General features: G+C 73.2%; 23 protein-coding genes. 17 read left to right on the top strand and 6 right to left on the bottom strand.

Annotation, left to right across the window (positions count from 1 at the left end):
- The first annotated feature begins 106 nt into the window (after positions 1-106).
- From AB0I29_RS09120 to AB0I29_RS09075, 10 genes are all read left to right on the top strand, one after another.
- Complete coding sequence (locus tag AB0I29_RS09120) at positions 107-1,222, top strand: SPFH domain-containing protein (protein ID WP_357480594.1); 1,116 nt, start codon at positions 107-109, stop codon at positions 1,220-1,222.
- A 1-nt stretch (position 1,223) separates the two neighbouring features.
- Positions 1,224-2,450, top strand: a complete 1,227-nt coding sequence (locus AB0I29_RS09115; RefSeq protein WP_357480592.1) for a hypothetical protein — start codon at positions 1,224-1,226, stop codon at positions 2,448-2,450.
- Positions 2,451-2,512: 62 nt separating this feature from the next.
- Positions 2,513-2,959 carry a zf-TFIIB domain-containing protein gene (locus tag AB0I29_RS09110; RefSeq protein WP_285103141.1) on the top strand — a complete coding sequence of 149 codons (447 nt, stop codon included), beginning with the start codon at positions 2,513-2,515 and terminating at the stop codon, positions 2,957-2,959.
- Between the two features lie 234 nt (positions 2,960-3,193).
- A complete protein-coding gene (locus AB0I29_RS09105) occupies positions 3,194-4,036 on the top strand; it encodes a TIGR03620 family F420-dependent LLM class oxidoreductase (RefSeq protein ID WP_357480589.1) in 843 nt (280 codons plus the stop codon).
- Between the two features lie 226 nt (positions 4,037-4,262).
- Positions 4,263-4,355 carry a K(+)-transporting ATPase subunit F gene (gene kdpF, locus AB0I29_RS09100; protein WP_020016455.1) on the top strand — a complete coding sequence of 31 codons (93 nt, stop codon included), beginning with the start codon at positions 4,263-4,265 and terminating at the stop codon, positions 4,353-4,355.
- A gap of 5 nt (positions 4,356-4,360) precedes the next feature.
- A complete protein-coding gene (gene kdpA, locus AB0I29_RS09095) occupies positions 4,361-6,028 on the top strand; it encodes a potassium-transporting ATPase subunit KdpA (protein ID WP_357480585.1) in 1,668 nt (555 codons plus the stop codon).
- The gene (gene kdpB, locus AB0I29_RS09090) at positions 6,025-8,217 is read left to right on the top strand and encodes a potassium-transporting ATPase subunit KdpB (RefSeq protein WP_285102540.1); all 2,193 of its coding nucleotides are present in this window, start codon (positions 6,025-6,027) and stop codon (positions 8,215-8,217) included. The genes kdpA and kdpB overlap by 4 nt, the downstream gene beginning before the upstream one ends.
- Positions 8,218-8,249: 32 nt before the next feature.
- Positions 8,250-8,876 carry a potassium-transporting ATPase subunit KdpC gene (gene kdpC, locus AB0I29_RS09085; RefSeq protein ID WP_285102542.1) on the top strand — a complete coding sequence of 209 codons (627 nt, stop codon included), beginning with the start codon at positions 8,250-8,252 and terminating at the stop codon, positions 8,874-8,876.
- Positions 8,877-8,880: 4 nt separating this feature from the next.
- Positions 8,881-11,424 (top strand): DUF4118 domain-containing protein, encoded by a 2,544-nt coding sequence (locus tag AB0I29_RS09080; RefSeq protein ID WP_357480581.1) that lies wholly within the window; start codon positions 8,881-8,883, stop codon positions 11,422-11,424.
- Positions 11,421-12,140, top strand: a complete 720-nt coding sequence (locus AB0I29_RS09075) for a response regulator transcription factor (protein WP_285102545.1) — start codon at positions 11,421-11,423, stop codon at positions 12,138-12,140. The genes AB0I29_RS09080 and AB0I29_RS09075 overlap by 4 nt, the downstream gene beginning before the upstream one ends.
- 25 nt (positions 12,141-12,165) lie before the next feature.
- Here the strand turns inward: AB0I29_RS09075 and AB0I29_RS09070 are convergent, their stop codons facing one another.
- Positions 12,166-12,927 carry an alpha/beta hydrolase gene (locus AB0I29_RS09070; protein WP_357480578.1) on the bottom strand — a complete coding sequence of 254 codons (762 nt, stop codon included), beginning with the start codon at positions 12,925-12,927 and terminating at the stop codon, positions 12,166-12,168.
- Between the two features lie 134 nt (positions 12,928-13,061).
- Between AB0I29_RS09070 and AB0I29_RS09065 the strand changes: the two genes are divergently transcribed.
- Positions 13,062-13,562: an Lrp/AsnC family transcriptional regulator gene (locus tag AB0I29_RS09065; RefSeq protein ID WP_357480576.1), complete on the top strand. Its 501-nt coding sequence runs from the start codon at positions 13,062-13,064 to the stop codon at positions 13,560-13,562.
- Between the two features lie 140 nt (positions 13,563-13,702).
- Here AB0I29_RS09065 and AB0I29_RS09060 read toward each other — a convergent pair whose 3' ends face one another.
- Positions 13,703-14,656 (bottom strand): dihydrodipicolinate synthase family protein, encoded by a 954-nt coding sequence (locus AB0I29_RS09060; RefSeq protein WP_357480573.1) that lies wholly within the window; start codon positions 14,654-14,656, stop codon positions 13,703-13,705.
- 125 nt (positions 14,657-14,781) lie between these two features.
- Between AB0I29_RS09060 and AB0I29_RS09055 the strand changes: the two genes are divergently transcribed.
- Both AB0I29_RS09055 and AB0I29_RS09050 read left to right on the top strand, forming a co-directional pair.
- Entirely contained in the window at positions 14,782-15,288 is a 507-nt protein-coding gene (locus tag AB0I29_RS09055; RefSeq protein ID WP_357480571.1) for a hypothetical protein, read from the top strand.
- Positions 15,285-16,166 carry an alpha/beta hydrolase gene (locus tag AB0I29_RS09050; protein ID WP_357480568.1) on the top strand — a complete coding sequence of 294 codons (882 nt, stop codon included), beginning with the start codon at positions 15,285-15,287 and terminating at the stop codon, positions 16,164-16,166. The genes AB0I29_RS09055 and AB0I29_RS09050 overlap by 4 nt, the downstream gene beginning before the upstream one ends.
- Positions 16,167-16,183: 17 nt before the next feature.
- Here AB0I29_RS09050 and AB0I29_RS09045 read toward each other — a convergent pair whose 3' ends face one another.
- Complete coding sequence (locus tag AB0I29_RS09045) at positions 16,184-16,600, bottom strand: MarR family transcriptional regulator (protein WP_357480565.1); 417 nt, start codon at positions 16,598-16,600, stop codon at positions 16,184-16,186.
- A gap of 51 nt (positions 16,601-16,651) precedes the next feature.
- On the opposite strand from AB0I29_RS09045, the gene AB0I29_RS09040 reads away from it, so the two are divergent.
- The gene (locus AB0I29_RS09040; protein WP_357480563.1) at positions 16,652-17,251 is read left to right on the top strand and encodes a TIGR03086 family metal-binding protein; all 600 of its coding nucleotides are present in this window, start codon (positions 16,652-16,654) and stop codon (positions 17,249-17,251) included.
- Positions 17,252-17,417: 166 nt separating this feature from the next.
- Positions 17,418-19,133: a methionine--tRNA ligase gene (metG, locus tag AB0I29_RS09035; protein ID WP_357480561.1), complete on the top strand. Its 1,716-nt coding sequence runs from the start codon at positions 17,418-17,420 to the stop codon at positions 19,131-19,133.
- A 132-nt stretch (positions 19,134-19,265) separates the two neighbouring features.
- Here metG and AB0I29_RS09030 read toward each other — a convergent pair whose 3' ends face one another.
- The gene (locus AB0I29_RS09030; protein WP_285102560.1) at positions 19,266-19,721 is read right to left on the bottom strand and encodes a SufE family protein; all 456 of its coding nucleotides are present in this window, start codon (positions 19,719-19,721) and stop codon (positions 19,266-19,268) included.
- 65 nt (positions 19,722-19,786) lie between these two features.
- Between AB0I29_RS09030 and AB0I29_RS09025 the strand changes: the two genes are divergently transcribed.
- The gene (locus AB0I29_RS09025) at positions 19,787-20,086 is read left to right on the top strand and encodes a DUF3175 domain-containing protein (RefSeq protein ID WP_357480557.1); all 300 of its coding nucleotides are present in this window, start codon (positions 19,787-19,789) and stop codon (positions 20,084-20,086) included.
- Between the two features lie 4 nt (positions 20,087-20,090).
- On the opposite strand, the gene AB0I29_RS09020 is transcribed toward AB0I29_RS09025, so the two are convergent.
- Both AB0I29_RS09020 and AB0I29_RS09015 read right to left on the bottom strand, forming a co-directional pair.
- The gene (locus tag AB0I29_RS09020) at positions 20,091-20,984 is read right to left on the bottom strand and encodes a sulfurtransferase (RefSeq protein ID WP_357480554.1); all 894 of its coding nucleotides are present in this window, start codon (positions 20,982-20,984) and stop codon (positions 20,091-20,093) included.
- A 78-nt stretch (positions 20,985-21,062) separates the two neighbouring features.
- On the bottom strand, positions 21,063-22,367 hold the full coding sequence (locus AB0I29_RS09015) for a transcriptional regulator (RefSeq protein WP_357480551.1): 1,305 nt from the start codon (positions 22,365-22,367) through the stop codon (positions 21,063-21,065).
- A gap of 289 nt (positions 22,368-22,656) precedes the next feature.
- Between AB0I29_RS09015 and AB0I29_RS09010 the strand changes: the two genes are divergently transcribed.
- The gene (locus AB0I29_RS09010) at positions 22,657-23,289 is read left to right on the top strand and encodes a hypothetical protein (RefSeq protein ID WP_285102566.1); all 633 of its coding nucleotides are present in this window, start codon (positions 22,657-22,659) and stop codon (positions 23,287-23,289) included.
- Positions 23,290-23,299: the final 10 nt, after the last annotated feature.

The raw sequence follows: 23,299 nt of genomic DNA, 5'->3' as shown, positions 1-23,299 counted from the left end.
CACCGAGCGGGACTCCTTTTCGTTTGCCGGGACGTACCGGACTTGTAGGGTCCGAGTGCTTGGGGTTTCCGGGCGGGCGCCCGGGCGGAGAGAAGAGGAAGACGACATGGGCCTGCTGGACAAGATCAAGGGTGAGCTGGTCGACATCGTCGAGTGGCTCGACGACACCCGGGACACGATCGTCTGGCGGTTCCCCCGCTACGAGAACGAGATCAAGATGGGCGCCCGGCTCGTGGTGCGCGAGTCGCAGACCGCGGTCTTCGTCAACGAGGGCGTGATCGCGGACGTCTTCCAGCCCGGCACGTACACGCTCGAGACCCAGAACCTGCCCGTGCTGTCGACGCTCAAGGGCTGGAAGCACGGCTTCCACTCGCCGTTCAAGGCCGAGGTGTACTTCGTCAGCACCCGCCAGTTCACGGACCTGAAGTGGGGCACCAAGAACCCCGTCATGATGCGGGACCCGGAGCTGGGCATGGTGCGCGTGCGGGCCTTCGGCGCGTTCTCGGCGCGGGTCACCGACCCCGAGGTGCTGCTGCGCGAGCTGGTCGGCACCGACCCGCAGTTCCGCACCGACGAGGTGCACGAGTACCTGCGGCAGAACGTGGTGAGCCACCTCGCGAGCGTGCTCGCCTCGTCCGGCATCCCCGTGATCGAGCTCGCCGCGCACCACGGCGACCTGGGCGACCAGCTCGCGACCCGGCTCACCGACGAGCTCGCGGACCTCGGCATCTCCGTGCCGAAGTTCGTCATCGAGAACATCTCGCTGCCGCCCGAGGTCGAGGAGGCCCTGGACAAGCGCACGTCCATGGGCATCGTCTCGTCCGGCACCGTGGGCAGCATGGCCGCCTTCCAGCAGTTCCAGGCCGGCCAGGCCATGGAGGCGGCGGCCGACGGCGGCGGCAGCGCGGGCGCGGTGATCGGCATGGGCCTGGGCCAGTCGGTCGGCAACGCGATCGTGCCGCCCACGCAGCCGGCGCCCGCCCCGGCCCCCGCAGCGGCGTCGGGCCCGCCGCCCCTGCCCGGCGGCTGGTACCTGGGCAACGGCGGCGCGCAGACCGGCCCGTTCGACGACGCCGCGCTCGCCGGCCAGGCCGCAGCGGGCACCCTCACGGCGAGCACGCTGATCTGGCGCGCCGGCATGGCCGGCTGGGAGCCGGCCGCGTCGGTGCCCGACGTGGCGAAGCACCTGGGCGCGACGCCCCCGCCGCTGCCGCAGGCCTGAGATGGCGGAGCTCACCGACGGCGGCCGGGCCGCCCACCACGCCTACCCCTGCGCGCAGTGCGGGGCAGCGGTCGAGTTCGCGGCCGGGACCGGCACGCTGACCTGCCCGTACTGCGGCCACGAGCAGGAGGTCACCGCCGTCGTCCGCGAGGTGCGCGAGCACGACTTCGCGGCCCTGGCGGCGACGGCCCGGCCCGCCGCGCCCGCGGCGCACGACTACCGGTGCGGCACCTGCGGCGCGGTCACCACCAGCGACCACCTGTCCCAGAAGTGCGGGTTCTGCGGGTCGCCGATGGTCGCCGAGGTCGAGACCCTCGGCCTGGTCGAGCCCGAGGCCGTGCTGCCCTTCGAGGTGGACCGGGCGGCCATGCAGGGCGCCCTGCAGACCTGGGTGCGCTCGCGGTGGTTCGCGCCGTCGGCCCTGAAGAAGGTGGTCTCGGCGGAGCAGGCGCACGGCGTCTACCTGCCGCACTGGACGTTCGACGCACGCACCCGCTCGGACTACACCGGGCAGCGGGGCGAGCACTACTGGGTCACCGAGACCTACACGACCACCGACTCCGAGGGCCGCAGCCAGACGCAGACCCGGCAGGTGCAGAAGACTCGCTGGTACCCGGCGTCGGGCACGGTGGCGCGGGACTTCGACGACGTCCTCGTCACCGGGACCCACCGGGTCATGCCCGAGCACCTGGCGAAGCTCAGCCCGTGGCCGCTGCAGCAGGCGCGGGCCTACCAGCCCGACTACCTCGCCGGCTACGAGACGCTGCGGTACGACGTCGAGCCCGAGGCCGGGCTGGAGGCGGCCAAGCAGGACATGGCGCCGGTCATCGAGAACGACTGCGAGCGCGACATCGGCGGCGACGTGCAGCGCGTGCACCAGGTGCGCACGAGCTACGCGGCGGTGACGTACAAGCTCCTGCTGCTGCCCGTGTGGATCGCCACCTACCTGTACGGCGGCAAGCCGTTCCAGGTGCTGGTCAACGCCCGCACGGCGGAGGTGGTCGGGGAGCGGCCGTGGTCGGCGTGGAAGATCACGCTCGCCGTGCTGGCGGGCCTGCTCGTCGCGGCGGCGATCGTGTGGGCGGTCGTCGCGAACGGGGACGGCGGCTCGGCCGCCGCCCTCGCGGAGGCCGCCCTCGGGCAGGCCGGCCTCGGCGAGGCCGCCGCGCACTGGGCCGCGCCGGGTTGGCGTGAGAGCGTGGGAGTCCCGGTGTACCCGGTGGTGTAGGAACCGCAGACCCGTCCCGTCCGTTGGTGAGCGGTAACGACGACCGCGAGGAGACCATCCCGATGCTGTGCCCCATCGACCAGACCACGCTCGTCATGTCCGAGCGCAAGGGGATCGAGATCGACTACTGCCCCACGTGCCGTGGCGTGTGGCTGGATCGTGGCGAGCTCGACAAGGTGATCGACCGGTCGGTCGAGGCCGAGATCGCCGCGGAGAACCGCCCGACGACGCCGTCGGCCCCTGTCGCGCCGCCCGCCCCCGCCGCTCCGTCCGCGCCGAACCCCGTGCACGCCGGCCCGGCCTACGGCTCGCCGCAGCCGGCCTACGACCCGCGCTACGACGACCGCCGACGCGACGACGACCGCCGCTACGACCGGGACCGCCGGTACGACGAGGGCCGCCGGTACGACAACGAGCGCCGGTACGAGTCCTACGGCGACCGCCGCCACGACCCGCGGTACAAGAAGAAGCGCAAGGAGTCCTTCCTGGAGGACCTGTTCGACTTCTGAGCCTCTGAGCCTCGACGTCGAACGTAGGACCGGTCGCTCCAAGGGGTCGAACGTAGGGGTAGTCGCTCTGTCAGCCCCGACAGAGCGACTACCCCTACGTTCGTCAGAGCCCGACGCGCGGAGCGGCTTGGCGCCCGACGCGCGGAGCAGCTTGACCTCAACTCCGGTTGAGGTCTTAGCGTCTCCCACCTGGACATACGGACCCATTCCGTGATCTGCGACGGGGGAGACGCGATGAGCGAGCTGGAGCTGGGACGGGTGGGGCTGGTCCTCAACGTGGCGGACGATCGGGCCCACCTCGAACAGGCCGCCGAGGCCGAGCGGCTCGGCCTCTCCGCGCTGTGGCTCTTCGGCGGCCAGCTGGAGCTGCTCGAGCCGCTGGCCGAGCTGCTGCACGTGACGAAGACCGCGGCGGTCGCGCCCGCGATCGTCTCGCTCGACGTCCACGGTGTCGACGACGTCGTCCACCTCCTCAAGGTGTTGGACGACAGCGAGGTGGAACGGCTGGTAGGGGGCTTCGGGGCGCCGCAACAGGCTGCGCGGCCGCTCGCAGGGCTGCGTGCGTTCCTGGACGAGATCGACGCCGCGGATGTGTCGTTGCCCGCGGAGCGACGGCTGATCGCGGCGCTGGGCCCCCGCAAGCTGGAGCTCGCACGGGACCGCGCGGCAGGCGCCATCACGATGCTGGTGACGCCCGGCTACACCGCGTGGGCGCGAGAGGTCCTGGGGCCGGACGCGACACTCGTAGTGATCCAGCCGGTGGTGCTGGATACCGATCTCGACCGCGCCCGGCAGACCGTGCGCGGGCCGCTGGGCTTCCTGCTCTCCGTCGGCGGGTACGCGGCGAACATGCGCCGGATGGGTTTCGATGACGACGACGTCACGGGCCTCAGCGACAAGCTTGTCGACGCCGTCGCGACCATCGGCGACGCCGACGCGATCGCTGCCGGGGTGCGGGCGCACCTGGCCGCCGGGGCGAGCCACGTGGCGCTCTCCGTGCTCTCCGACGGGCAGCAGCCCGGGGCGATCGAGGTCGCCCGCGCGGTGGCGGCAGCCGACCCGACCCTGCCGGGGTAGCCGGGCAGCAGAGACGCCTCCCGCATCAGGGGGCCGTTAGCGAGCGCCCAGGCGCCGTCAGCATTCCGTCAAGGACTGGTTCCACCGGTCGCGCGCAGGCGTAGACCAGTGGCATGACCGATCTGGCCTTCATCCTCCTGACCGTGGCGTTCTTCGCCGCGGTGGCTCTGGTGGCGCGCCGCGCCTCCGCGAGCACCGACTCCGCCCGCCCCTCGGGGAGGCGGAAGTGAACCCCTTCGACGCCGTGGGCCTGGTGCTCACCCTGGCGGGCCTCGTCTACCTGTTCGTGGCGCTGATCCGCGCCGACCGGACGCGGTGAGCGCCATGAGCACACCGGTTCTCGTCGCGGTCGCGCAGGTGCTCGTCCTGCTCGCCCTGCTCGCCGCCGTCCACGCGCCGCTGGGCGCGTACATGGCGCGCGTCTACTCCAGCCCGAAGCACCTGCGCGCCGAGCGTCTTTGGTACCGGCTCGTCCGGGTGGACCCCGACGCCGAGCAGCGCTGGACCACCTACCTGATGTCCCTGCTGGGCTTCTCGCTGGTCTCCGTGCTCTTCCTCTACGGGATGCTGCGCCTGCAGGCGTACCTGCCGTGGAGCCTGGGCTTCACCGGGTTCGACCCGGCGGGCGCCTGGAACACCGCGGTCAGCTTCGTGACGAACACGAACTGGCAGTGGTACTCGGGTGAGGCCGCCGCGGGCCACCTGGTGCAGATGGCCGGCCTGGCGGTGCAGAACTTCGTGTCTGCCGCCGTCGGCATGGCCGTCGCGATCGCCCTGGTGCGCGGCTTCGCACGCTCCGGGACGGACGCGCGGGTCGGCAACTTCTGGTCCGACCTGACGCGCGGCGTGACGCGCATCCTCCTGCCCCTGTCCCTGGTCGCCGCGGTGCTGCTCATGGCGGGCGGCGTGATCCAGAACCTGGACCCGCACACCGCGATCACCACGGTCGAGGGCGCCACGCAGCAGTCGCTGGGCGGTCCGGTGGCCTCCCAGGAGGTCATCAAGGAGCTCGGCACCAACGGTGGCGGCTTCTTCAACGCGAACTCCGGCCACCCGCTGGAGAACCCGACGCCGTTCACCAACCTGGTCGAGATCTTCCTGATCCTGCTCATCCCGTTCACGCTGCCGCGCACGTTCGGCATCCTGGTGGGCGACAAGCGGCAGGGCTGGGCGATCCTCGGCGTCATGGGCGGCCTGGCGCTCGCCTCGCTCGTGCTGACCACCTGGGCCGAGATGGCGGGGCCGGGTGCCGCGCCGCAGGCGGCGGGTGCCGCGATGGAGGGCAAGGAGACCCGGTTCGGGCTCGCGGGCAGCGCGCTGTTCGCGGTGGCGACGACGGCGACGTCGACGGGCGCGGTGAACGCGTCGCACGACTCGCTCACGGCGCCGGGCGGCGGCCTGGTCCTGTTCAACATGCTGCTGGGCGAGATCGCGCCGGGCGGTGTGGGCGCCGGCCTGTACGGCATGCTCGTCCTGGCCGTGGTCGCGGTGTTCATCGCCGGGCTCATGGTGGGGCGCACCCCGGAGTACCTGGGCAAGAAGATCGGCCGGCAGGAGATGACGCTCGTCGCCCTGTACGTGCTGACCACGCCCGCGCTGGTCCTGGTGGGCACGGCGGCCGCCGTGGTGGTCGAGCCCGGCCTGGTGGGCATCCAGGAGCCCGGTCCGCACGGCCTGTCCGAGGTGCTGTACGCCTTCGCCTCGGCGGCGAACAACAACGGCTCCGCGTTCGGCGGGCTCACGTCGGGCACCCCGTTCTACGAGGTGACGCAGGGCCTGGCGATGCTCGCCGGCCGGTTCGTGCCGATCGCGCTGGTGCTGGCCCTGGCGGGTCGCCTCGCGAGCCAGACGGCGGTCCCGGCGACGTCGGGCACCCTGCCCACGCACCGCCCCCTGTTCGCGGGCATGCTCGCGACGGTCGCGATCATCGTCGTGGGGCTCACCTTCATCCCTGTCCTTTCCCTCGGTCCCGTTGTGGAGTCCCTGTCATGACCATCGACACCCGGAACGTCCCGGACGCTCCGACCCAAGAGCCCGCGACCGGTGGCGGCACGCGGCACCCCTCGAAGCGGCGGACGCCGCGCGCGCTGACCTGGGCGCAGCTGCGGTCCGCCCTCCCGGGCGCGCTGCGCAAGCTGGACCCGCGCGTGCTGTACACCTCGCCCGTCATGTTCGTGGTCGAGGTGGGCGCGCTGGTCACGACCGTGCTCGCGGTCATCGAGCCGGACATGTTCGCCTGGTGGATCGCGGTGTGGCTGTGGGCCACCGTGCTGTTCGCGACGCTCGCCGAGTCCGTGGCGGAGTCGCGCGGCAAGGCGCAGGCCTCCACGCTGCGCGCCACGCAGAAGCAGACGACGGCGCGCAAGGTCAGCGCCCCGCAGGACACCCTGACCTCGGGCACGCGGCTGGACCTGCTGCCCACGGTCGAGGTGCCGTCCTCGACGCTGCAGGTGGGCGACGTCGTCGTGGTCGCCGCGGGCGAGACCGTCCCCGGCGACGGCGACGTCATCGAGGGTGTCGCCTCGGTGGACGAGTCGGCGATCACCGGCGAGTCCGCTCCCGTCATCCGCGAGTCCGGCGGCGACCGCAGCGCCGTCACGGGCGGCACGGTGGTGCTGTCCGACCAGATCGTCGTGCGCATCACGGCGCCCGCCGGGGCCACGTTCGTGGACCGGATGATCGCCCTGGTCGAGGGCAGCGAGCGGCAGAAGACGCCGAACGAGATCGCGCTGAACATCCTGCTCACGTCGCTGACCATCGTGTTCCTGCTGGCGGTGGCCACGCTGCAGCCGTTCGCCGTCTACTCGGGCTCGCGGCAGTCGCTGCTGGTCCTGGTGGCGCTGCTGGTCTGCCTCATCCCGACGACGATCGGCGCGCTGCTGAGCGCCATCGGCATCGCGGGCATGGACCGGCTGGTGCAGCGCAACGTGCTGGCGATGTCCGGCCGCGCCGTGGAGGCGGCGGGTGACGTGGACGTGCTGCTGCTCGACAAGACGGGCACCATCACCTACGGCAACCGCCGTGCCACCCAGGTGCTGCCGGTGAGCCGGGTGACGCCGCAGGAGCTCGCCGTCGCGGCGCGCCTCGCGTCGCTGGCCGACGAGACCCCGGAGGGGCGCAGCATCGTCGAGCTGGTGGACGAGAAGTACGGCGCGGGCGAGGAGCTGCCGCTGGACGCGGAGCTGGTGCCGTTCTCGGCCCAGACCCGGATGTCGGGCGTGGACCTGCCGCTGACCCGGTCCAGCGAGGCCGGCGGCGCGGGCCACACCGAGCTGCACCGCATCCGCAAGGGTGCCGGCAGCGCGATCCAGCGCTGGGTGCACAGCACGGGCGCGCAGATCTCCGACAAGGAGGTCAAGGACCTGGAGAAGCACGTCGACTCCGTCTCCCGGGCCGGCGGCACGCCGCTGGTGGTCGCGGAGCAGGTGGGCGAGGCGCCCGCGCGGGTGCTCGGCGTCGTCCGGCTCAAGGACGTGGTCAAGGAGGGCATGCGCGAGCGGTTCGACGAGCTGCGCGCCATGGGCATCCGGTCGGTCATGGTGACCGGTGACAACCAGGTGACCGCGCGGGCCATCGCCGCGGAGGCGGGGGTGGACGACGTCCTGGCGGAGGCCACGCCCGAGGACAAGCTCGCGCTCATCAAGCGCGAGCAGGAGGGCGGCAAGCTGGTCGCGATGGCCGGCGACGGCACGAACGACGCCCCGGCGCTGGCCCAGTCCGACGTCGGCGTGGCGATGAACACCGGCACGTCCGCCGCCAAGGAGGCGGGCAACATGGTGGACCTCGACTCGGACCCCACCAAGCTCATCGAGATCGTGGAGATCGGCAAGCAGCTCCTGATCACGCGCGGCGCGCTGACCACGTTCTCCGTGGCGAACGACGTCGCGAAGTACTTCGCGATCCTGCCCGCCATGTTCATGACGGTGTTCCCGCAGCTCGAGGCGCTGAACATCATGCGGCTGGCGAGCCCCGGCTCCGCCATCCTGTCGGCCGTCATCTTCAACGCGCTGATCATCCTGGCGCTGATCCCGCTGTCGCTGCGCGGCGTGAAGTACCGGCCGGCCTCGGCGTCGTCCCTGCTGACGCGCAACCTGCTGGTCTACGGCCTCGGCGGCCTGGTGGCGCCGTTCATCGGCATCAAGCTCATCGACCTCGTCGTCTCGCTGCTCCCGGGCCTGTAGCCCGGTCCCGAGCAGACCCGAAAGGAAATCTCATGGCATCGACCACAGTCGCGAGCGACCTCGCGGCGCTGACCCGGCACTCCCTGGCGGGGCTGCGCATGCTGCTCGTGTTCACCCTCCTGCTGGGGCTGGCGTACCCGCTCGCGGCGACCGCCGTCGGGCAGGTGGCCTTCCCCTGGCAGGCCGACGGATCGCTGGTGCGGTCCGACGGCACGCACACCACCGACCGCTCCGAGGCGGTGGGCTCCGCGCTGGTCGCGCAGGGCTTCGAGGGCGTCGAGTACTTCCACCCGCGGCCGTCGGCCGCCGGCGACGGGTACGACACGTCGGCCTCCGCGGCGTCCAACCTCGGCCCGCTCAACCCCGACCTGGTCGCGACGATCGAGGAGCGCAAGGCCGCCGTCGCCGAGCTGGAGGGCGTGGACCCGGCGGACGTCCCGGCCGACGCCGTCACGGCGTCCGGCTCGGGCCTGGACCCGCACATCAGCCCCGAGTACGCCGCCATCCAGGTGGCGCGCGTCGCGGAGGCACGCGGGCTGTCCGTGGCCGACGTCGAGGCGGCCGTGGCCGAGCACACCGCCGGGCGCGACCTGGGCGTGCTGGGCGAGCCGCGGGTGAACGTGCTGGAGCTCAACCTCGCCCTCGATGACGCACACTGATCCCATGACCACCGGACGCCGGGGCCGCCTCACGGTCTACCTGGGGGCGGCCCCTGGCGTGGGCAAGACCTACGCCATGCTGGACGAGGCGCACCGGCGCCGCGCGCGGGGCACCGACCTGGTGATCGGCCTCGTCGAGACGCACGGGCGGGCCGCGACGGTCGCCAAGATCGGCGACCTGGAGATGATCCCGCGGCGGCTGGCCGAGCACCGCGGGTCGACGCTCACCGAGCTCGACGTCCCGGCCGTGCTGGAGCGGGCGCCCGAGGTGGCGCTCGTGGACGAGCTGGCGCACACCAACGCGCCCGGCTCCCAGCACGCCAAGCGCTGGCAGGACGTGCACGACCTGCTGGACGCCGGCATCGACGTGGTCACCACCGTCAACGTGCAGCACATCGCGTCGCTGACGGACGACGTCGAGGCCATCACCGGAGTGCGGCAGCGCGAGACGGTGCCCGACCAGGTGGTGCGCGACGCCGACCAGATCCAGCTCGTGGACCTCTCGCCGGAGCAGCTCCGGCGCCGGCTCGCGCACGGCAACGTGTACCGGGCCGAGCAGATCGACGCCTCGATGTCGTCGTTCTTCCGCGTGGGCAACCTGACGGCGCTGCGCGAGCTCGCCCTGCTGTGGCTCGCCGACCGGGTGGACGACGCCCTCACGCGGTACCGCGCCGACCACTCGATCGGCGGCACCTGGCCGGCCCGCGAGCGCATCGTCGTGGCCGTCACGGGCGGGCCGGAGACGGAGACGCTGCTGCACCGGGCCGCGCGCATCGCGCAGCGGGCCGCGGGGACCGAGCTGCTGGCGGTGCACGTGCTGCCGACGGACGGGCTGCCGTCCACGCCGTCGGCCACCATCGCCGCCCACCGCGCGCTCGTGGAGTCGCTCGGCGGCGTGTTCCACACGGTGGTGGGGGAGGACGTGCCGTCCGCCGTCGTCGACTTCGCGCGCGGGGTCAACGCGACCATGATCGTCGTGGGCGTTTCCCGCCACCCCGTGTGGCGGCAGGCGCTGCTGGGCTCGTCCAGCGCGGAGATCGCCCGGCTCTCGGGCACGATCGACGTGCACCTCGTGACGCACGAGCGCGCCCGGGTCGGCGTGGGGGTGCGCTCGCGGTACTCCTCGCTGTCCCCGAAGCGCCGCGCTGCGGGCTGGGGTTCGGCAGTGCTGATCCCGGCGCTGCTGACGGCCGCGCTCCTGGCGATCGGCACGGACGACGTCGCGCTCGCCACGGACGCCATGCTGCTGCTGGCGGGGGTGGTCGGCGTCGCGCTGATCGGCGGGCTGTGGCCCGCCGTGGTGGCGGCCGTGGTGTCCAACCTGTGCCTCAACTGGTTCTTCGCGCCGCCGGTGGGCCGGTTCACGATCGCCCAGGGGGAGAACGTGCTCGCGCTGGCCGTGTTCGTGGTGATCGCGGTCGCCGTCGCCTCCGTGGTGGACCTGGCCGCGCGGCGCACCACCCAGGCGTACCGGGCGCGGGCCGAGGCGTCCACGCTGGCCGCGCTGTCGCGCTCGGTCCTGTCGGGCCAGGACACGGCGCAGGCGATCGTGCACCGCCTCGCCCAGACGTTCGCGATGGCCGACGTGCGCCTGGAGGAGCGCACCGACGACCGCTCGCCGTGGTCGGTGGTGGCGCACGAGCGGTGGGTCACGGACGCGGAACCCGTGCCCGCCGGCGCCGAGGCGGACCCGACGGTGACCGAGGTGGTGATCGACGACCGGCACCGGCTGGTGCTCGCCGGCCGCGTGCTGCCGGCGAGCGACCGGCAGGTGGTCGAGGCGTTCGGCGTGCAGGCCGGCATCGTGCTGGAGCGGCGCCGGCTGCGCGAGCAGGCCGCCCAGGCCGAGGTGCTGGAGCGCACCGAGAGCACCCGCACCGCGCTGCTCGCCGCCGTCTCGCACGACCTGCGCACGCCGCTCGCGGCGATCCGCACCGCCGTGGACGGACTGTCCTCGCCCGACGTCGAGCTGGACCGGGAGGACCGCGACGTCCTGACGGCCACGATCGCGGACTCGACGCACCGGCTGGAGCGCCTCATCGGCAACCTCCTGGACCTGTCCCGCATCCAGACCGGCGCCGTCCGGCCCGCGCTGCGGGCCGCGTCGCTGGAGGAGGTGGTGCCGATCGCCGTCGAGCCGTGGCTGTCCGACCTGGCGCTCGACGTGCCGGAGGACCTCCCGCTCGTGCACACCGACCCCGGCCTGTTCGAGCGGGTGGTGGCGAACGTCGTGTCCAACGCGGTGCGGCACTCGCCGCCGGGCGCCAAGGTGCTCTTCACGGCCTCCGCCGCGCGCGACGCGGTGGAGCTGCGCGTGGCCGACACCGGGCCGGGCGTGCCCGACGAGCGCAAGACCACGATGTTCGAGCCCTTCCAGCGGCTCGACGACACGAGCGCGGGCGGCCTCGGCCTCGGTCTCGCGGTCGCGGCGGGCCTCGCGAACGCCGTCGGCGCCCGGATCTCGGCCGAGGACACCCCCGGCGGTGGCCTCACGATGGTGCTGACGGTGCCGCGCGAGACCGCTCTGGATGATGGGATGTCCTCGTGACCGGTGAGACGGACGGCGAGGTGCGCGCGGCGACGTCGGGCAACCGCGTGCTCGTGGTGGACGACGACGCGGCGCTGACCCGCGCCCTGGCGATCAACCTGCGCGCCCACGGCTGGGACGTGACCGCGGCGCCGACGGGCGCGGCGGCGCTCGACGCCGTGGCGTCGGCGCGGCCCGACGTGGTGCTGCTCGACCTGGGGCTGCCCGACATGCCGGGGCTCGAGGTCATCGCGGGCATCCGCGGCTGGACGCGGGTGCCGATCGTGGTGCTGTCCGCCCGGCAGCTCGGCGACGACAAGGTGGACGCGCTCGACGCCGGGGCCGACGACTACGTGACCAAGCCGTTCGCGATGAACGAGCTGCTCGCGCGGCTGCGTGCCGCCGTCCGCCGGGCCGAGCCGGCGCAGGCCGAGGAGCCCGTGGTCACCGCGGGCGACCTGCGGATCGACCTGGCGCGGAGGCAGGTCTCGCGCGCCGGGGAAGAGGTGCGCCTGAGCCCCACCGAGTGGGCGCTGCTGGAGGTGCTGGTGCGCAACCGCGGTCGGCTCGTGGACCGCAAGCTGCTGCTGCACGAGGTGTGGGGCCCCGCGTACTCGACGGAGACCAACTATCTGCGCGTCTACACCGCTCAGCTCCGGCGCAAGCTGGAGCAGGACCCGTCGCACCCGAAGCACATCCTGACGCACCCGGGGGCGGGGTACCGGTTCGAGGAGTGAGGCGGCGGCCCGGCGGACCCGTGCCCTACGACCCGTCCAGGAGGAAGGCCGTGACGTCGGGCGCGAACCGGCGGTCGGTGAGGACCTGCTCGTGACCGCCGCCCGGGTAGGTGGTGACCGTGGCGTGCGGGAGCCGGTCCGCGGTCTCGCGTACGCGGTCCGTCGGGTACACGCGGTCCTGGTCGCCGTGGATCAGCAGCACGGGTGACGCCACCTGGTCGAGCCGGTCGGCGATGTCGAACGTGTCCTCGGCCTGCAGCACGGTGGCGGCATCGGTGTGGTCGCCAGGGCCGTCGGCGAGCCACAGACCGGCCGCCACCAGCGGCTGGAGCGCGGGCGTGCCGGTGACCAGCGGCGCGAGGGCGGGGCTGGGCCGGTGTCCTGCCAGCGCGCGGTCGACGTAGCGGCGCTGTGCGTCGCGGCCGAGTGCGCCGAGCGAGTGCGCGGTGGAGGCCAGGACGAGCCGGTCGACGAGGTGCGGGTGGTCCACGGCGAGCTGCAGGGCGACGGCGCCGCCGGTGGAGACGCCCAGGACGTGCACCGGACCGGACGACAGCCGACCGATGCCGTGGGCATGGACGGCGGCGATGTCGGCCATGGTCGAGCCGGCGGGCAGGCCTGGCGGGCGGTTGAGCACGTGCACGGTGAAGTGCTCCGCGAACGGGCGCACGAGGCGCAGCACCGACCAGCGGCTCAGGCCGGTGATCGCGCCGGCCCGAGGGAGGAACAGGAGGACGGCCAGCGGTGGGCCATCACCTACGACCAGATCGGTAACCTGCGACGTCATCGCACCATCATGGGGCCTACCGGTCGGTATCGACCCGCGGCGGGCATCAAGGTCCCGTCAGGATCCGGCTGGCCGGCGTAGGGATTGCGTTCACGCGGCCCGGTGAGCCGCGGGCCGTTCATAGCGTCGCTGGTATGGCCCTCACCTCTGCCTCCCGCCGCTCCTCCGGTGCCGAGCCGGCGCCCGACGCGGCCCTGGACGACACCGACCGGGCGATCCTGGAGCTGCTGCTGCACGACGGGAGGGCCACGCTCCACGAGCTGGCCGCCGCGACCGGCCTGAGCACGTCCGCGACGTCCGTGCGGGTGCGCCGGCTGGTCGAGCGGGGGGTCATCGCGGGCTTTCACGCCCGGGTCGATCGTGCGCTCCTCGGCCGGCCGGTGGAGGTCCTGGCGCAGGTCCAGGTCCGCGCGGACGCCGACCTCGCGCTGTTCGAGAGCATGCTGGCGGACAGCGTGGCCGTGGTGTCGGCGTGGCAGGTCACGGGGGAGTTCGACTACGCCGTCCACCTCGCGTGCCGGAGCCTGCCCGACGTCGAGGCGGAGCTGCACCGGCTGCGCGAGCAGCCCGGCGTGCGGCGTACGTCGGCGCAGCTCCTGCTGCACCGCGTGCCGTCGTGGTCGGGGGTGGCGTGATGGAGGTCCGCCTGATCACCGCTCCCGCACCGTGGACGGGCTGCCCGAGCTTTCCTGGCCCCTGGGCTACCCGCTCGCCGTGCTCGTGATGGCGGGCTGGGCCGTGCGGCTCTACGTCGGGTTCAAGAAGCGCCACTGGCTCAGAGCAGGCGCAGCGCGCCGCCGTGCGCATCGGGGTGGTCGAGCCGGGCGAGGCCGCTGTGGAAGTCCGGGAGACCCTCGTACACCTCCAGGTCCCGGCGGATCGCCGCGGTCTCCTCGGGGACAGGTCCCACCAGCGGCAGGCGCACCCGGGCGGTGGGCAGCAGGCCGAGGCCACGCAGCACCACCTTGGTCGCCACGGCGGGCGGCACGTGGCGGTGCAGGGCGTGGTCGAGCGGGGCGAGACGCCGGGAGCAGTCGTCCGCGGCGTCCAGGTCGCCGCCCAGCAGGGCGTCGACGTAGGCCCGCCAGAGGGCGGGCTCCACGTTGACGCCGACGCCGACCACGCCCTGCCCGCCGGCCGTCAGGACCATGGCCGCGGCGTCCGACCCGGCGTAGTACGCCAGGTCGGACAGTCCCATGAGCTCTGCGGCCCGGTGCGGGTTCTCCGTGGCGTCCTTGACGGCCCAGACGTTCGGGTGCTCGGCCGCGCGCAGCAGGGTCGGCATCTCGAAGCCGACCCCGAACCGGCGGGGGTTGTCGTAGAGCATGACGGGCACGTCGGCGGCGTCGGCGAGCGCCCGCACGTGCGCGAGGAGCCCGGCCTGCGAGGGGCGGCTGGCCGCGGGCGCCGCGACGAGCACGCCGTCGGCCCCGGCCCGGGCGGCGTCGACGGTGAGGGCGATGCCCGTGGTCGTGTCGTGCTCGCCCACCCCGGCGACGACGGCGGCGCGGTCGCCGGCGGCGTCGACGGCCGCACGCAGCAGCGCGACCCGTTCCTCCGGGGCGAGCGCGCCGGACTCGCCCGTGGTCCCGCCGACGACCAGCCCGTCCACCCCCTCTCGCACCAGGCGGTCGACGTGCACGGCGAGCGCGTCGAGGTCGAGGTGACCGTCGGAGGTGAAGGGCGTGACAGTCGCGGCGAAGAGCCGCGTGGAGCGTGGATCAGGCACACGATCACGCTATGCCGGTGGGTGGGGCACGGTCCGTACGGGCTGCGTCAGGACTTGGCCCGCGCCCGTACGGGATGCGTCAAGGCCCCCGTTCCCGCGGTCGCGGGCGCCGTACGACGGAGGGCATGACCCTCACCGCGATCCTGCCCACGCTCCGCGCGAGCATCCCTGATCCGCTCGCCGCCGACGCGTGGCCGGCCGACACCCGGGCGACCACCACCGACGTCGTGGTGGACGGCGTCTCCCTGCACGGTCTCGCGCTGCTGTGCAGCACGCCGTGCGTGCACACGGCGGACGGCCCGGAGCCGTTCGTGGTGGTCACGACCGTCCTCGACACCACGATCACGCACGACGGCCGGCGGGTCCTGGTCCTCGACGCGGGCCTCGCCCGCCCGGGCGTCGTGGCCTGGCCGGAGCTGCGGCTGCTTGGCCGGGCGTCGGTGGCGCGCCTGGTGCCCACCGTCGTCTGCGACCCGGACAAGGTGCCGCTCGCGGAGGTGCCGATGCCCGCCGACATCGGCGCCCCGGACCTGCTCGGCGTGCCGTGCGCGGGCGATCCGCGCCGCGGGCTCGCCGGCGGTGCTGCCGCCGGCCGCACCACCACCGCCGGTCGTGCCGGACGGTGGTCGTGATCCACCTGGCGGCCGCGTCGGAGCTGGTCGGCACGAGCCTCGGTGACGTCGAGGTCTGCGTCACCGGCGGGCGGCGCGGGACGGTCCTGTTCTTCCCGGGCGGGCACTGTGCCGCGACCGTCGACTGCGGCTGCGAGTCGTACACGCGCCTCGGGTACCGCGTGGTGGCGTTCTCCCGGCCCGGCTACGGCCGGACCCGGGTGGGTGACCTCACCGCGGCCCGGTTCGTCCCGGCGGTCGACGAGGTGTGCGCCGAGCTCGGCATCTCCGCCGTGGCGGCCGTCGTCGGGGTGTCGTTCGGCGGGCTTCAGGCACTGCACGTCGCGGCGTCCGGGTCGGTCCGGCCCGCGCGGCTGGTCCTGCATAGCGCGGCGCCGTCGACGCTGCGCTACCCGGACTCCGCCGGGCGGCGAGCGCTGGGTCCCGTCCTCTTCGGCCCGCGCGCCGAGCGCGGGCTCTGGTCCGCGGTGTCCCGCGCGGTCGCCACGGACGCCGGGCTCCGGATGGCGGCCGGATCGCTGTCCCGGCTGCCCGCGAGCGCCTGGTGGCCCACCTGGAGCCCGGAGGACCGCGGCCGGGCCCGCGCGGCGTTCCTGGCGATGGGGTCCGGCAGCGGCTTCGCCGCCGACCTGCGGCAGGGCCGGCCGGACGACGACGGCGCGCGGCACACGCTGCTGCGCCGGGTGTCGTGCCCGACGCTCGTGACGGGGTCCCGCCACGACGGTGGCGTCGACTTCGCGCACGCCCTGGACCTCGCCGAGCACATCGACGACGCGCGCCTTGCCGAGCTCGACTCGCCGACCCACCTGTTCTGGGTCGGGCCGCACGCCGCGCAGGTGCACCGGGCGGTGCAGGGCTTCATGTGCGAGTGCCTCTGACGAGCGGGCACGGGGCCTCAGCCCCGGGACGTGTCCAGCGCGGTGAGCGCCCGCTCGAACGCCGCCCGCTCGTCGGCCGGGAGGTCGCCCAGCAGCTCCCGCTCCATGGCGGCGATGCCGGCCTGGCAGGTGGTCAGCACCTGCCGCCCCTCGGCGGTGAGCGAGACCACACGGTTGCGGCGGTCGGCGGGGTCGGGGGCGCGCTGCACGAGCCCGAGCTCCACGAGCCGGTCCAGGTTGCCGATCAGCCGGGTCTTGTCGCGACCCGTGGCGGCCGCGAGCTGCGCCTGCGTCGGGGCGTCCTGCTCGCCCAGGGCGGAGAGCACCGCGTAGTCCCACATCACCAGGCCGGCGGCCGCGAGGATCGGCTCCTCCCGGGCGATCACCACCCGCAGCAGCCGGGTCAGCAGGTAGCCAAGCTCGGGACGCTCCACCCGGCGATCCTAACCAGCAACCTACGATCTACTCGGGTGTATCGTCTACGCATGCTTACTTATTCGGAGATGCTCACCCTGCACCACACCGCCCTCGCCGACACCACCCGTCTCGTCGAGCAGGCCGCCCGGGGCCCGCTCGACATCGCGACCCCGTGCGACGAGTGGGACCTCGCCGCCCTGCTGTCGCACATGATCGGCCAGAACCACGGTTTCGCGGCCGCCCTCGGCGACGGCGACGCCGACGTCGCGCACTACGCCGGTCCGGAGGTGACGCCGGCCGGCGCCGTCGACGCGTGGGAGGCGTCCGCGACGGCGCTGCGCGAGGCGTTCGCACGCGCGCAACCGGACGCCCCCGTCCACCTGGCCGAGTTCGACGCCCAGGTCTCGGCGACGCTCGCCCTCGGGATGCAGCTGCTCGACACCGCGGTGCACGCCTGGGACGTCGCCGAGGCGCTCGGCACCACCTACCGGCCCGACGACGCCACCGTCGCCTTCGTGCTCGAGAGCGCGGGCCCGATCGCAGCGCGGCCGGGCGGGACGCCGGGGGTGTTCGCGGCGCCGGTGGCCGAGCCGTCTGCCGGTGACGCCGACCCGTGGTTCACCGCGCTGCGCCTGCTCGGCCGGGACCCGGTGAGCTCCTCCCGCTGACCGGCGCCGGCGCGGGTCGCCGTCGTCGTCCGGCCGCTCACACCGTGACCGCGATGCCGTCCCCGGCACCCGGTGGATCTAGGCTTGGCCGTGGCTCGCCCCGCGAGCCTGCCGGGCACCCTGCCCGGACCCACGGATCCAGAACTACGAATCGGAGCATCCAGCGATGGCTCGCCACCTTGTCACCAGTGCGCTTCCGTACATCAACGGCATCAAGCACCTGGGGAACATGGTCGGGTCGATGCTCCCGGCCGACGTCTACGCGCGGTACCTGCGCCAGCGCGGGCACGACGTGCTCTACATCTGCGCCACCGACGAGCACGGCACGCCGGCCGAGCTGGCGGCGGCCGAGGCGGGCCTGCCCGTCGCGGAGTTCTGCGCGGGCGCGCACGAGACGCAGAAGAAGATCTACGCGGGCTTCGGGCTGTCGTTCGACCACTTCGGGCGTAGCTCCTCGACGCAGAACGCCGAGACCACGCAGCACTTCGCGCGGCGCCTGCACGAGCACGGCTTCATCGAGGAGCGGGCGATCCGGCAGGTGTACTCGCCGGTCGACGGCCGGTTCCTGCCCGACCGCTACGTCGAGGGCACGTGCCCCCACTGCGGGTACGACCGGGCGCGCGGCGACCAGTGCGAGAACTGCACGCGCGTGCTGGACCCGACGGACCTGATCGACCCGCGCTCGGCGATCAGCGGCTCGACCGACCTCGAGGTGCGCGAGACCAAGCACCTGTTCCTGCTGCAGTCCAAGCTCCAGGCCGAGGTCGAGGCGTGGATCGACCAGAACAGCAAGGACTGGCCGCTGCTGTCGACGTCGATCGCCCGCAAGTGGCTCTCGGAGGGCCTGCACGACCGCGCGATCACGCGCGACCTGGAGTGGGGCGTGCCCGTCCCGGCCGACACCTGGCCCGAGCTCGCGGCCGACGGCAAGGTCTTCTACGTCTGGTTCGACGCCCCGATCGAGTACATCGGCTCCACCCAGGAGTGGGCGGACGCCGCCGCGCCGGGCGAGGCCAGGGACTGGAAGTCCTGGTGGTACGAGGCCGACGACGTGCGCTACACGCAGTTCATGGCCAAGGACAACGTCCCGTTCCACACGGTGATGTTCCCCGCCACGCAGCTCGGCGTCCGTGAGCCGTGGACCATGGTCGACTACGTCAAGGGCTTCAGCTGGCTCACCTACTACGGCGGCAAGTTCTCGACGTCGCAGAAGCGGGGCGTCTTCACCGACGCCGCGCTGGAGATCCTGCCCGCCGACTACTGGCGCTGGTACCTGATCGCGAACGCCCCGGAGTCCGACGACTCGTCGTTCACCTGGGAGCACTTCGCCGGCACGGTGAACAAGGACCTGGCCGACACGCTGGGCAACTTCGTCAACCGGGTGCTGACGTTCTCCGCCAAGCGGTTCGGTGAGACCGTCCCCGCGGGCGGCGAGCCGGGGGAGGCCGAGGAGAAGCTCGGCGCTGAGGTGTCCCGGCTCCTGGCCGAGTACGAGGGGCACCTGGAGGCCCTCCAGTACCGCAAGGCCGCGAACTCCCTGCGCGCGCTGTGGTCGGCCGGCAACGCGTACCTGGTCGAGAAGGAGCCCTGGAAGCAGGTCAAGGTCGACCCGGAGGCGGCGGCGGTCTCGCTGCGCACCGCGATGAACCTGATCCGCCTCTACGCGGTGGTCTCCGAGCCGTTCGTCCCGCAGACGGCTTCCACGTTGCGCGGGGTGTTCACCCTCGACGACACCGCGACCTGGGTCTCCCCGGAGGCCGCGACGTCGCTCGACGCCGTCCCGGCCGGGACGGCCTTCACCGTCCCGCCGGTGCTCTTCGCCAAGATCAGCGACGACGACCTGGACGCCTACCGCGAGCGCTTCGGCGGCGGCGAGGTCTGAGTTCGGCAATTCGCCCGTGAGTTCGGCAGTTGGCCGGTGAGCTCGGCAGTTGGCATCGAGGTCGGCACAGGCCTGTGCCGACCTCGATGTCAACTGCCGAACTCACGGCTGTGGGCCGTGCAGACCGCGGGCTCAGACCTGCGCGGCCGCGAGCTGCTCGCGGACCTGGCGCTTGGCGCGGGTCAGCATGCCGGCCATACCGTTGAGGCGCAGCAGGCTCACGACCTTGGTCAGCCCGAGCTGCAGCGGGTAGTCCTCCGGAACGTCCAGCACCTGCTGCGCCGTCAGCCCGGTCAGGCCCTGCGCCAGGATCGACGCGAACCCGCGGGTGGTGGGCGCCTCCTCCGGTGCGCTGGCGTGGAAGGTGACCACCCCGGCGTCGTCCACCTCGGCGAACGCGTAGACCGGTGACTGGCACTCCTGCACCCGCTCGAGCCGTTCGGGCGCGTCCGCGTACTTCTCCGGCAGCGGCGGCAGCTCGCGCGAGACCTCCAGCAGGAGCTGGAGCCGGTCCCGTTCGGGCGTCTCCAGGAAGGCGTCCCGCAGCTCGGCGAGAGCCTCGGGCAGGTTGACGTCGTCGGTGCTCATCCGTTCATCCTTTCACCGTCGCGGTGGCCCGGGCGAGCTCGCGAGCGGCGTCGTAGCGTGGCCGCATGGCCGAGAACAAGGGGCCGGGCGGCGGCCCCGACCGCTGGTCGCAGGACGTCACCGAGGGCAGTGACGCCCTGGACCTGGAGGAGGGCGTGTTCACCTGGGACGACCCCGCCCGGATCGCCGCCTCCCTCAAGCGCTCCGCCGAGGCCAGCGGCCGGCGCAAGAGCTCTCCGTACCGCTCGGCGATGTCCATGCTGACGTTCTACGTCAACCGCGCGGGCAAGGACCTCGACGCCGACCAGCGCCAGGTGCTGGAACGCGCCAAGGACGAGCTCCGCAAGGCCTTCGGCCGGGCCTGACCCGTCAGACGGTGCCCGGCTCGGAACCCGTCGCGACCGGGACGCGCACCGCGTTGCCCCACTCGGTCCACGAGCCGTCGTAGTTGCGCACGTTCGTGTAGCCGAGCAGATAGGTGAGCGCGAACCAGGTGTGGCTGGAGCGCTCGCCGATGCGGCAGTAGGTGACCACGGCGTCGTCCGGGTCGAGGCCCAGGCCCGACGTGTAGATCGCGTCGAGCTCCGCGCGCGCCTTGTAGGTGCCGTCCTCCGCCACGGCCGTGGCCCACGGGACGTTGCGGGCCGTCGGGATGTGGCCTCCGCGCAGCACGCCCTCCTCGGGGTAGTCCGGGATGGCGATGCGCTCGCCCGTGTACTCCTGCGGGGAGCGGATGTCGACGAGCGGGCCGTTGCCGAGGTGCGCCAGCACGTCGTCGTGGAAGGCACGGACCGTCGTGTCGTCGCGCTCGACCACCGGGTACTCGACCGGGGCGGGAGCGGGCACGTCGGTGGTGAGCTCGCGGCCCTCGGCGGTCCACAGCCCGCGGCCGCCGTCGAGCAGGCGCACGTCCTGGTGCCCGAACAGCGTGAACACCCACGCGGTGTACGCGGCCCACCAGTTGTTCTTGTCGCCGTACAGCACGATCGTCGTGTCGCGCGCGATGCCCTTGCCGCCCAGGAGGGCGGCGAACGTGGCGCCGTCGAGGTAGTCGCGGATCTGCGGGTGCTGCAGCTCGGTGTGCCAGTCCACCTTCACGGCGCCGGGGATGTGCCCGGTCTCGTAGAGCAGCACGTCCTCGTCCGACTCGACGACGACGATGCCCGGGTCCTTGAGGTGCTCGGCCAGCCACGCCGTGCTCACGAGCCGTTCGGGGTGGGCGTACTGCGCGATCTTGTCCGACGGGTCGATGGGAGCGGGCATGGTTCCTCCTCGATGAGCGCGTGCACTGTCGAGTCTAGGAACACAGGCAAGGGTCAGGATGATCCCGGCCCGTACCGCTCAGGAGAGCCTTCGTTCCAGCACGGCCAGGTGCGCCCGCGCGCGGGCGGCCCGCGGTCCGCCGGGCTCGGTCAGCCGCACCAGTCGTGTCCAGGCCGTGTGGTCCTCCGCGCCCTCGTCACGGGCGGTCCACTGCTCGACGGCGGCCGCGTCGTCGCAGGCGTGCACGGCCGCCCGCACCTCGGCCTCCAGCTCCTCGCGCAGCCGCTCCACACCGGGCGCGACCGACCGGCGCAGCAAGGGCTCGGGGTACACCGACAGCGCCCCGCGCACGTCGCCGTGCCGCAGCCGGGTGCGCACCGTGTCGACGTCGGACCGGAGCATCCGGGCGAGCCGGTACGGACGGGAGCCGGCCAGCAGCGGACCGTCGAGCACGCCGTCGGCCACCCGGCGCAGGCGGGAGATCTCTGCCCGCACGGCCACCAGCGAGAGGTCGCCCGGGTGCAGCAGCACGGCGAGCTCCTCGGCGCTGAGGCCGCGGGGGCGTTCGGCGAGCAGCAGCAGGATCTCGGCGTGCCGCAGGGAGAGCCGGCGGCCGCGCAGCGTCGGCGCGCCGAGCAGGCGCAGGTCGGGGGCGCGGTCGGCCGCACCACCTGCCGTGCCGGCGTCCCCGTCCGGGCCGACGTCGCCCGCCCAGGGCGCGCGCCCGCCGTCCGCCGCCGTCGCGTCCGTGGCCCGCAGGGCGAGCTCGCGCTCGACCATGGCGACCGTGGCGCGCACCAGGGCGAGGGCCACGTGGGACCCGGCGGCGCTGCCGCCGGTCAGGTCGAGGACGCCGATGATGCCGCCCGCCGGGTCGTGCACCGGGGCCGCGGTGCAGTTCAGCCGCTGGACCGGGCGCGCGAAGTGCTCGGCGCCGAGCACCTGGACGGCGCGGCGCGTGGCGAGTGCGGTCCCGGGCGCGTTGGTGCCCACGGAGTCCTCCCGCCAGAGCGCGCCCTCGACGAAGCCGACACCGTCCACGGCGGAGCGCACCTGCCCGCGGCCCTCGACCCACAGGAGGCGGCCGACGTCGTCGGACACCGCGACCACCAGGCCGTCGCCCGTCGCCCCGCCCACCAGGTCGCGGACCAGCGGCATCGCGCCGGCCAGGGGATGGGCGCTGCGGTACTCGTCCAGCTCGCCCGACGCCGCGACCGTCACCGCGCTCGGCCGGTCGGGGTCCACACCGTTGCGCAGGCTCCGCCGCCACGACGCCGCGACGATCGGGTCGATCCCGTCCGGCTCCAGTGAGCCGGCGGAACCGACGAAGCTCTCATATGCCGCGCGAACCCAGCGCGCGTCCCGGTGTGGCACCTGCTGCATGCTGCCCCTCACCCTGTCCCGACGTCGTCGTCGAACCACGCCAGTGTAGGCATCGGACCAAGTTCATCAACAAGTTGTCCACCGTGATCGCCAAGTTTTCCACCGTCTCAGGCGGGTTTTCCACAGATCACAGACGCATTACGGTCTCGCCGCGCGTGACGCGGAAAGTAGTCTTAGCGTCAATCGCACCGGTAGTTAAACGGGCTTCGCGTCCGACAGATAGTTTTCATGAGAACTCTCTTTGGGGGAAGAGTTGAACACCATCGCTTTAGCTAGACCGGAATCGCAGATGTCTGAAACTGATGAACAGGCCGGAGACAGTCCGAGCCGCGCACTGCCCGCGATCGAGCTCGCGAACCTGCCCGCGCTCGACACCCCTGCGCCGCCGCCCGAACCCGGCGCAGGCCTCGACCTCGCCGGCGCACGTGGCCGCCGCCGGTGGACCTTCGGCGCCGCGATCATCACGTGCCTGGCGGTCGCCGTCACGCTCTGGTCCATGTCCGCCCGCGCCGAGGAGACCGGCCGCATCCTCACCCTGACCGCCCAGATCGACACCCAGGTCACCAGCACCTCGGCCCGGTCGCACGACCTCGCCGCCGTCCTCGAGACGGCCGAGCGGGTCTACGAGGGCTCGGAGGGCCAGGTCGCGGACCCGGCCACGCGCGACGTGCTCGCCCAGGCGCTTGCCGAGGCGCGCCAGGCCGGGGCCCAGCGGCTCACCGACGCCCCGCCCACCTCGGTCACCCAGGCTCGCACCCTGCTCGCCCAGGCCACCCACATCGAGACCTCGCTCGACTGGGCCGTCGAGGACCTGCGGGTCGCCGTCGACATGGTCCAGCAGTCGCAGGGCGCGCAGCGCGCACTCGACTCCCGCGAGCCGCTCGGCAACCGGACGATCCTCACGTCACGCGACGGCTCCTGACCGCCCCGTG

The organism is Promicromonospora sp. NPDC050262 (assembly GCF_040655935.1).
Classification (GTDB): domain Bacteria; phylum Actinomycetota; class Actinomycetes; order Actinomycetales; family Cellulomonadaceae; genus Promicromonospora.
The sequence above is the reverse complement of the archived record's forward strand: the minus strand, read 5'-3'. Positions and strand labels throughout refer to the sequence as shown.

Coding starts and splice junctions, on each gene's coding strand:
- AB0I29_RS09120 (WP_357480594.1), top strand. CDS start 107: ATGGGCCTGCTGGACAAGATCAAGGGTGAGCTGGTCGACATCGTCGAG.
- AB0I29_RS09115 (WP_357480592.1), top strand. CDS start 1,224: ATGGCGGAGCTCACCGACGGCGGCCGGGCCGCCCACCACGCCTACCCC.
- AB0I29_RS09110 (WP_285103141.1), top strand. CDS start 2,513: ATGCTGTGCCCCATCGACCAGACCACGCTCGTCATGTCCGAGCGCAAG.
- AB0I29_RS09105 (WP_357480589.1), top strand. CDS start 3,194: ATGAGCGAGCTGGAGCTGGGACGGGTGGGGCTGGTCCTCAACGTGGCG.
- kdpA (WP_357480585.1), top strand. CDS start 4,361: ATGAGCACACCGGTTCTCGTCGCGGTCGCGCAGGTGCTCGTCCTGCTC.
- kdpB (WP_285102540.1), top strand. CDS start 6,025: ATGACCATCGACACCCGGAACGTCCCGGACGCTCCGACCCAAGAGCCC.
- kdpC (WP_285102542.1), top strand. CDS start 8,250: ATGGCATCGACCACAGTCGCGAGCGACCTCGCGGCGCTGACCCGGCAC.
- AB0I29_RS09080 (WP_357480581.1), top strand. CDS start 8,881: ATGACCACCGGACGCCGGGGCCGCCTCACGGTCTACCTGGGGGCGGCC.
- AB0I29_RS09070 (WP_357480578.1), bottom strand. CDS start 12,927: ATGACGTCGCAGGTTACCGATCTGGTCGTAGGTGATGGCCCACCGCTG.
- AB0I29_RS09065 (WP_357480576.1), top strand. CDS start 13,062: ATGGCCCTCACCTCTGCCTCCCGCCGCTCCTCCGGTGCCGAGCCGGCG.
- AB0I29_RS09055 (WP_357480571.1), top strand. CDS start 14,782: ATGACCCTCACCGCGATCCTGCCCACGCTCCGCGCGAGCATCCCTGAT.
- AB0I29_RS09040 (WP_357480563.1), top strand. CDS start 16,652: ATGCTTACTTATTCGGAGATGCTCACCCTGCACCACACCGCCCTCGCC.
- metG (WP_357480561.1), top strand. CDS start 17,418: ATGGCTCGCCACCTTGTCACCAGTGCGCTTCCGTACATCAACGGCATC.
- AB0I29_RS09030 (WP_285102560.1), bottom strand. CDS start 19,721: ATGAGCACCGACGACGTCAACCTGCCCGAGGCTCTCGCCGAGCTGCGG.
- AB0I29_RS09025 (WP_357480557.1), top strand. CDS start 19,787: ATGGCCGAGAACAAGGGGCCGGGCGGCGGCCCCGACCGCTGGTCGCAG.
- AB0I29_RS09020 (WP_357480554.1), bottom strand. CDS start 20,984: ATGCCCGCTCCCATCGACCCGTCGGACAAGATCGCGCAGTACGCCCAC.
- AB0I29_RS09015 (WP_357480551.1), bottom strand. CDS start 22,367: ATGCAGCAGGTGCCACACCGGGACGCGCGCTGGGTTCGCGCGGCATAT.
- AB0I29_RS09010 (WP_285102566.1), top strand. CDS start 22,657: ATGTCTGAAACTGATGAACAGGCCGGAGACAGTCCGAGCCGCGCACTG.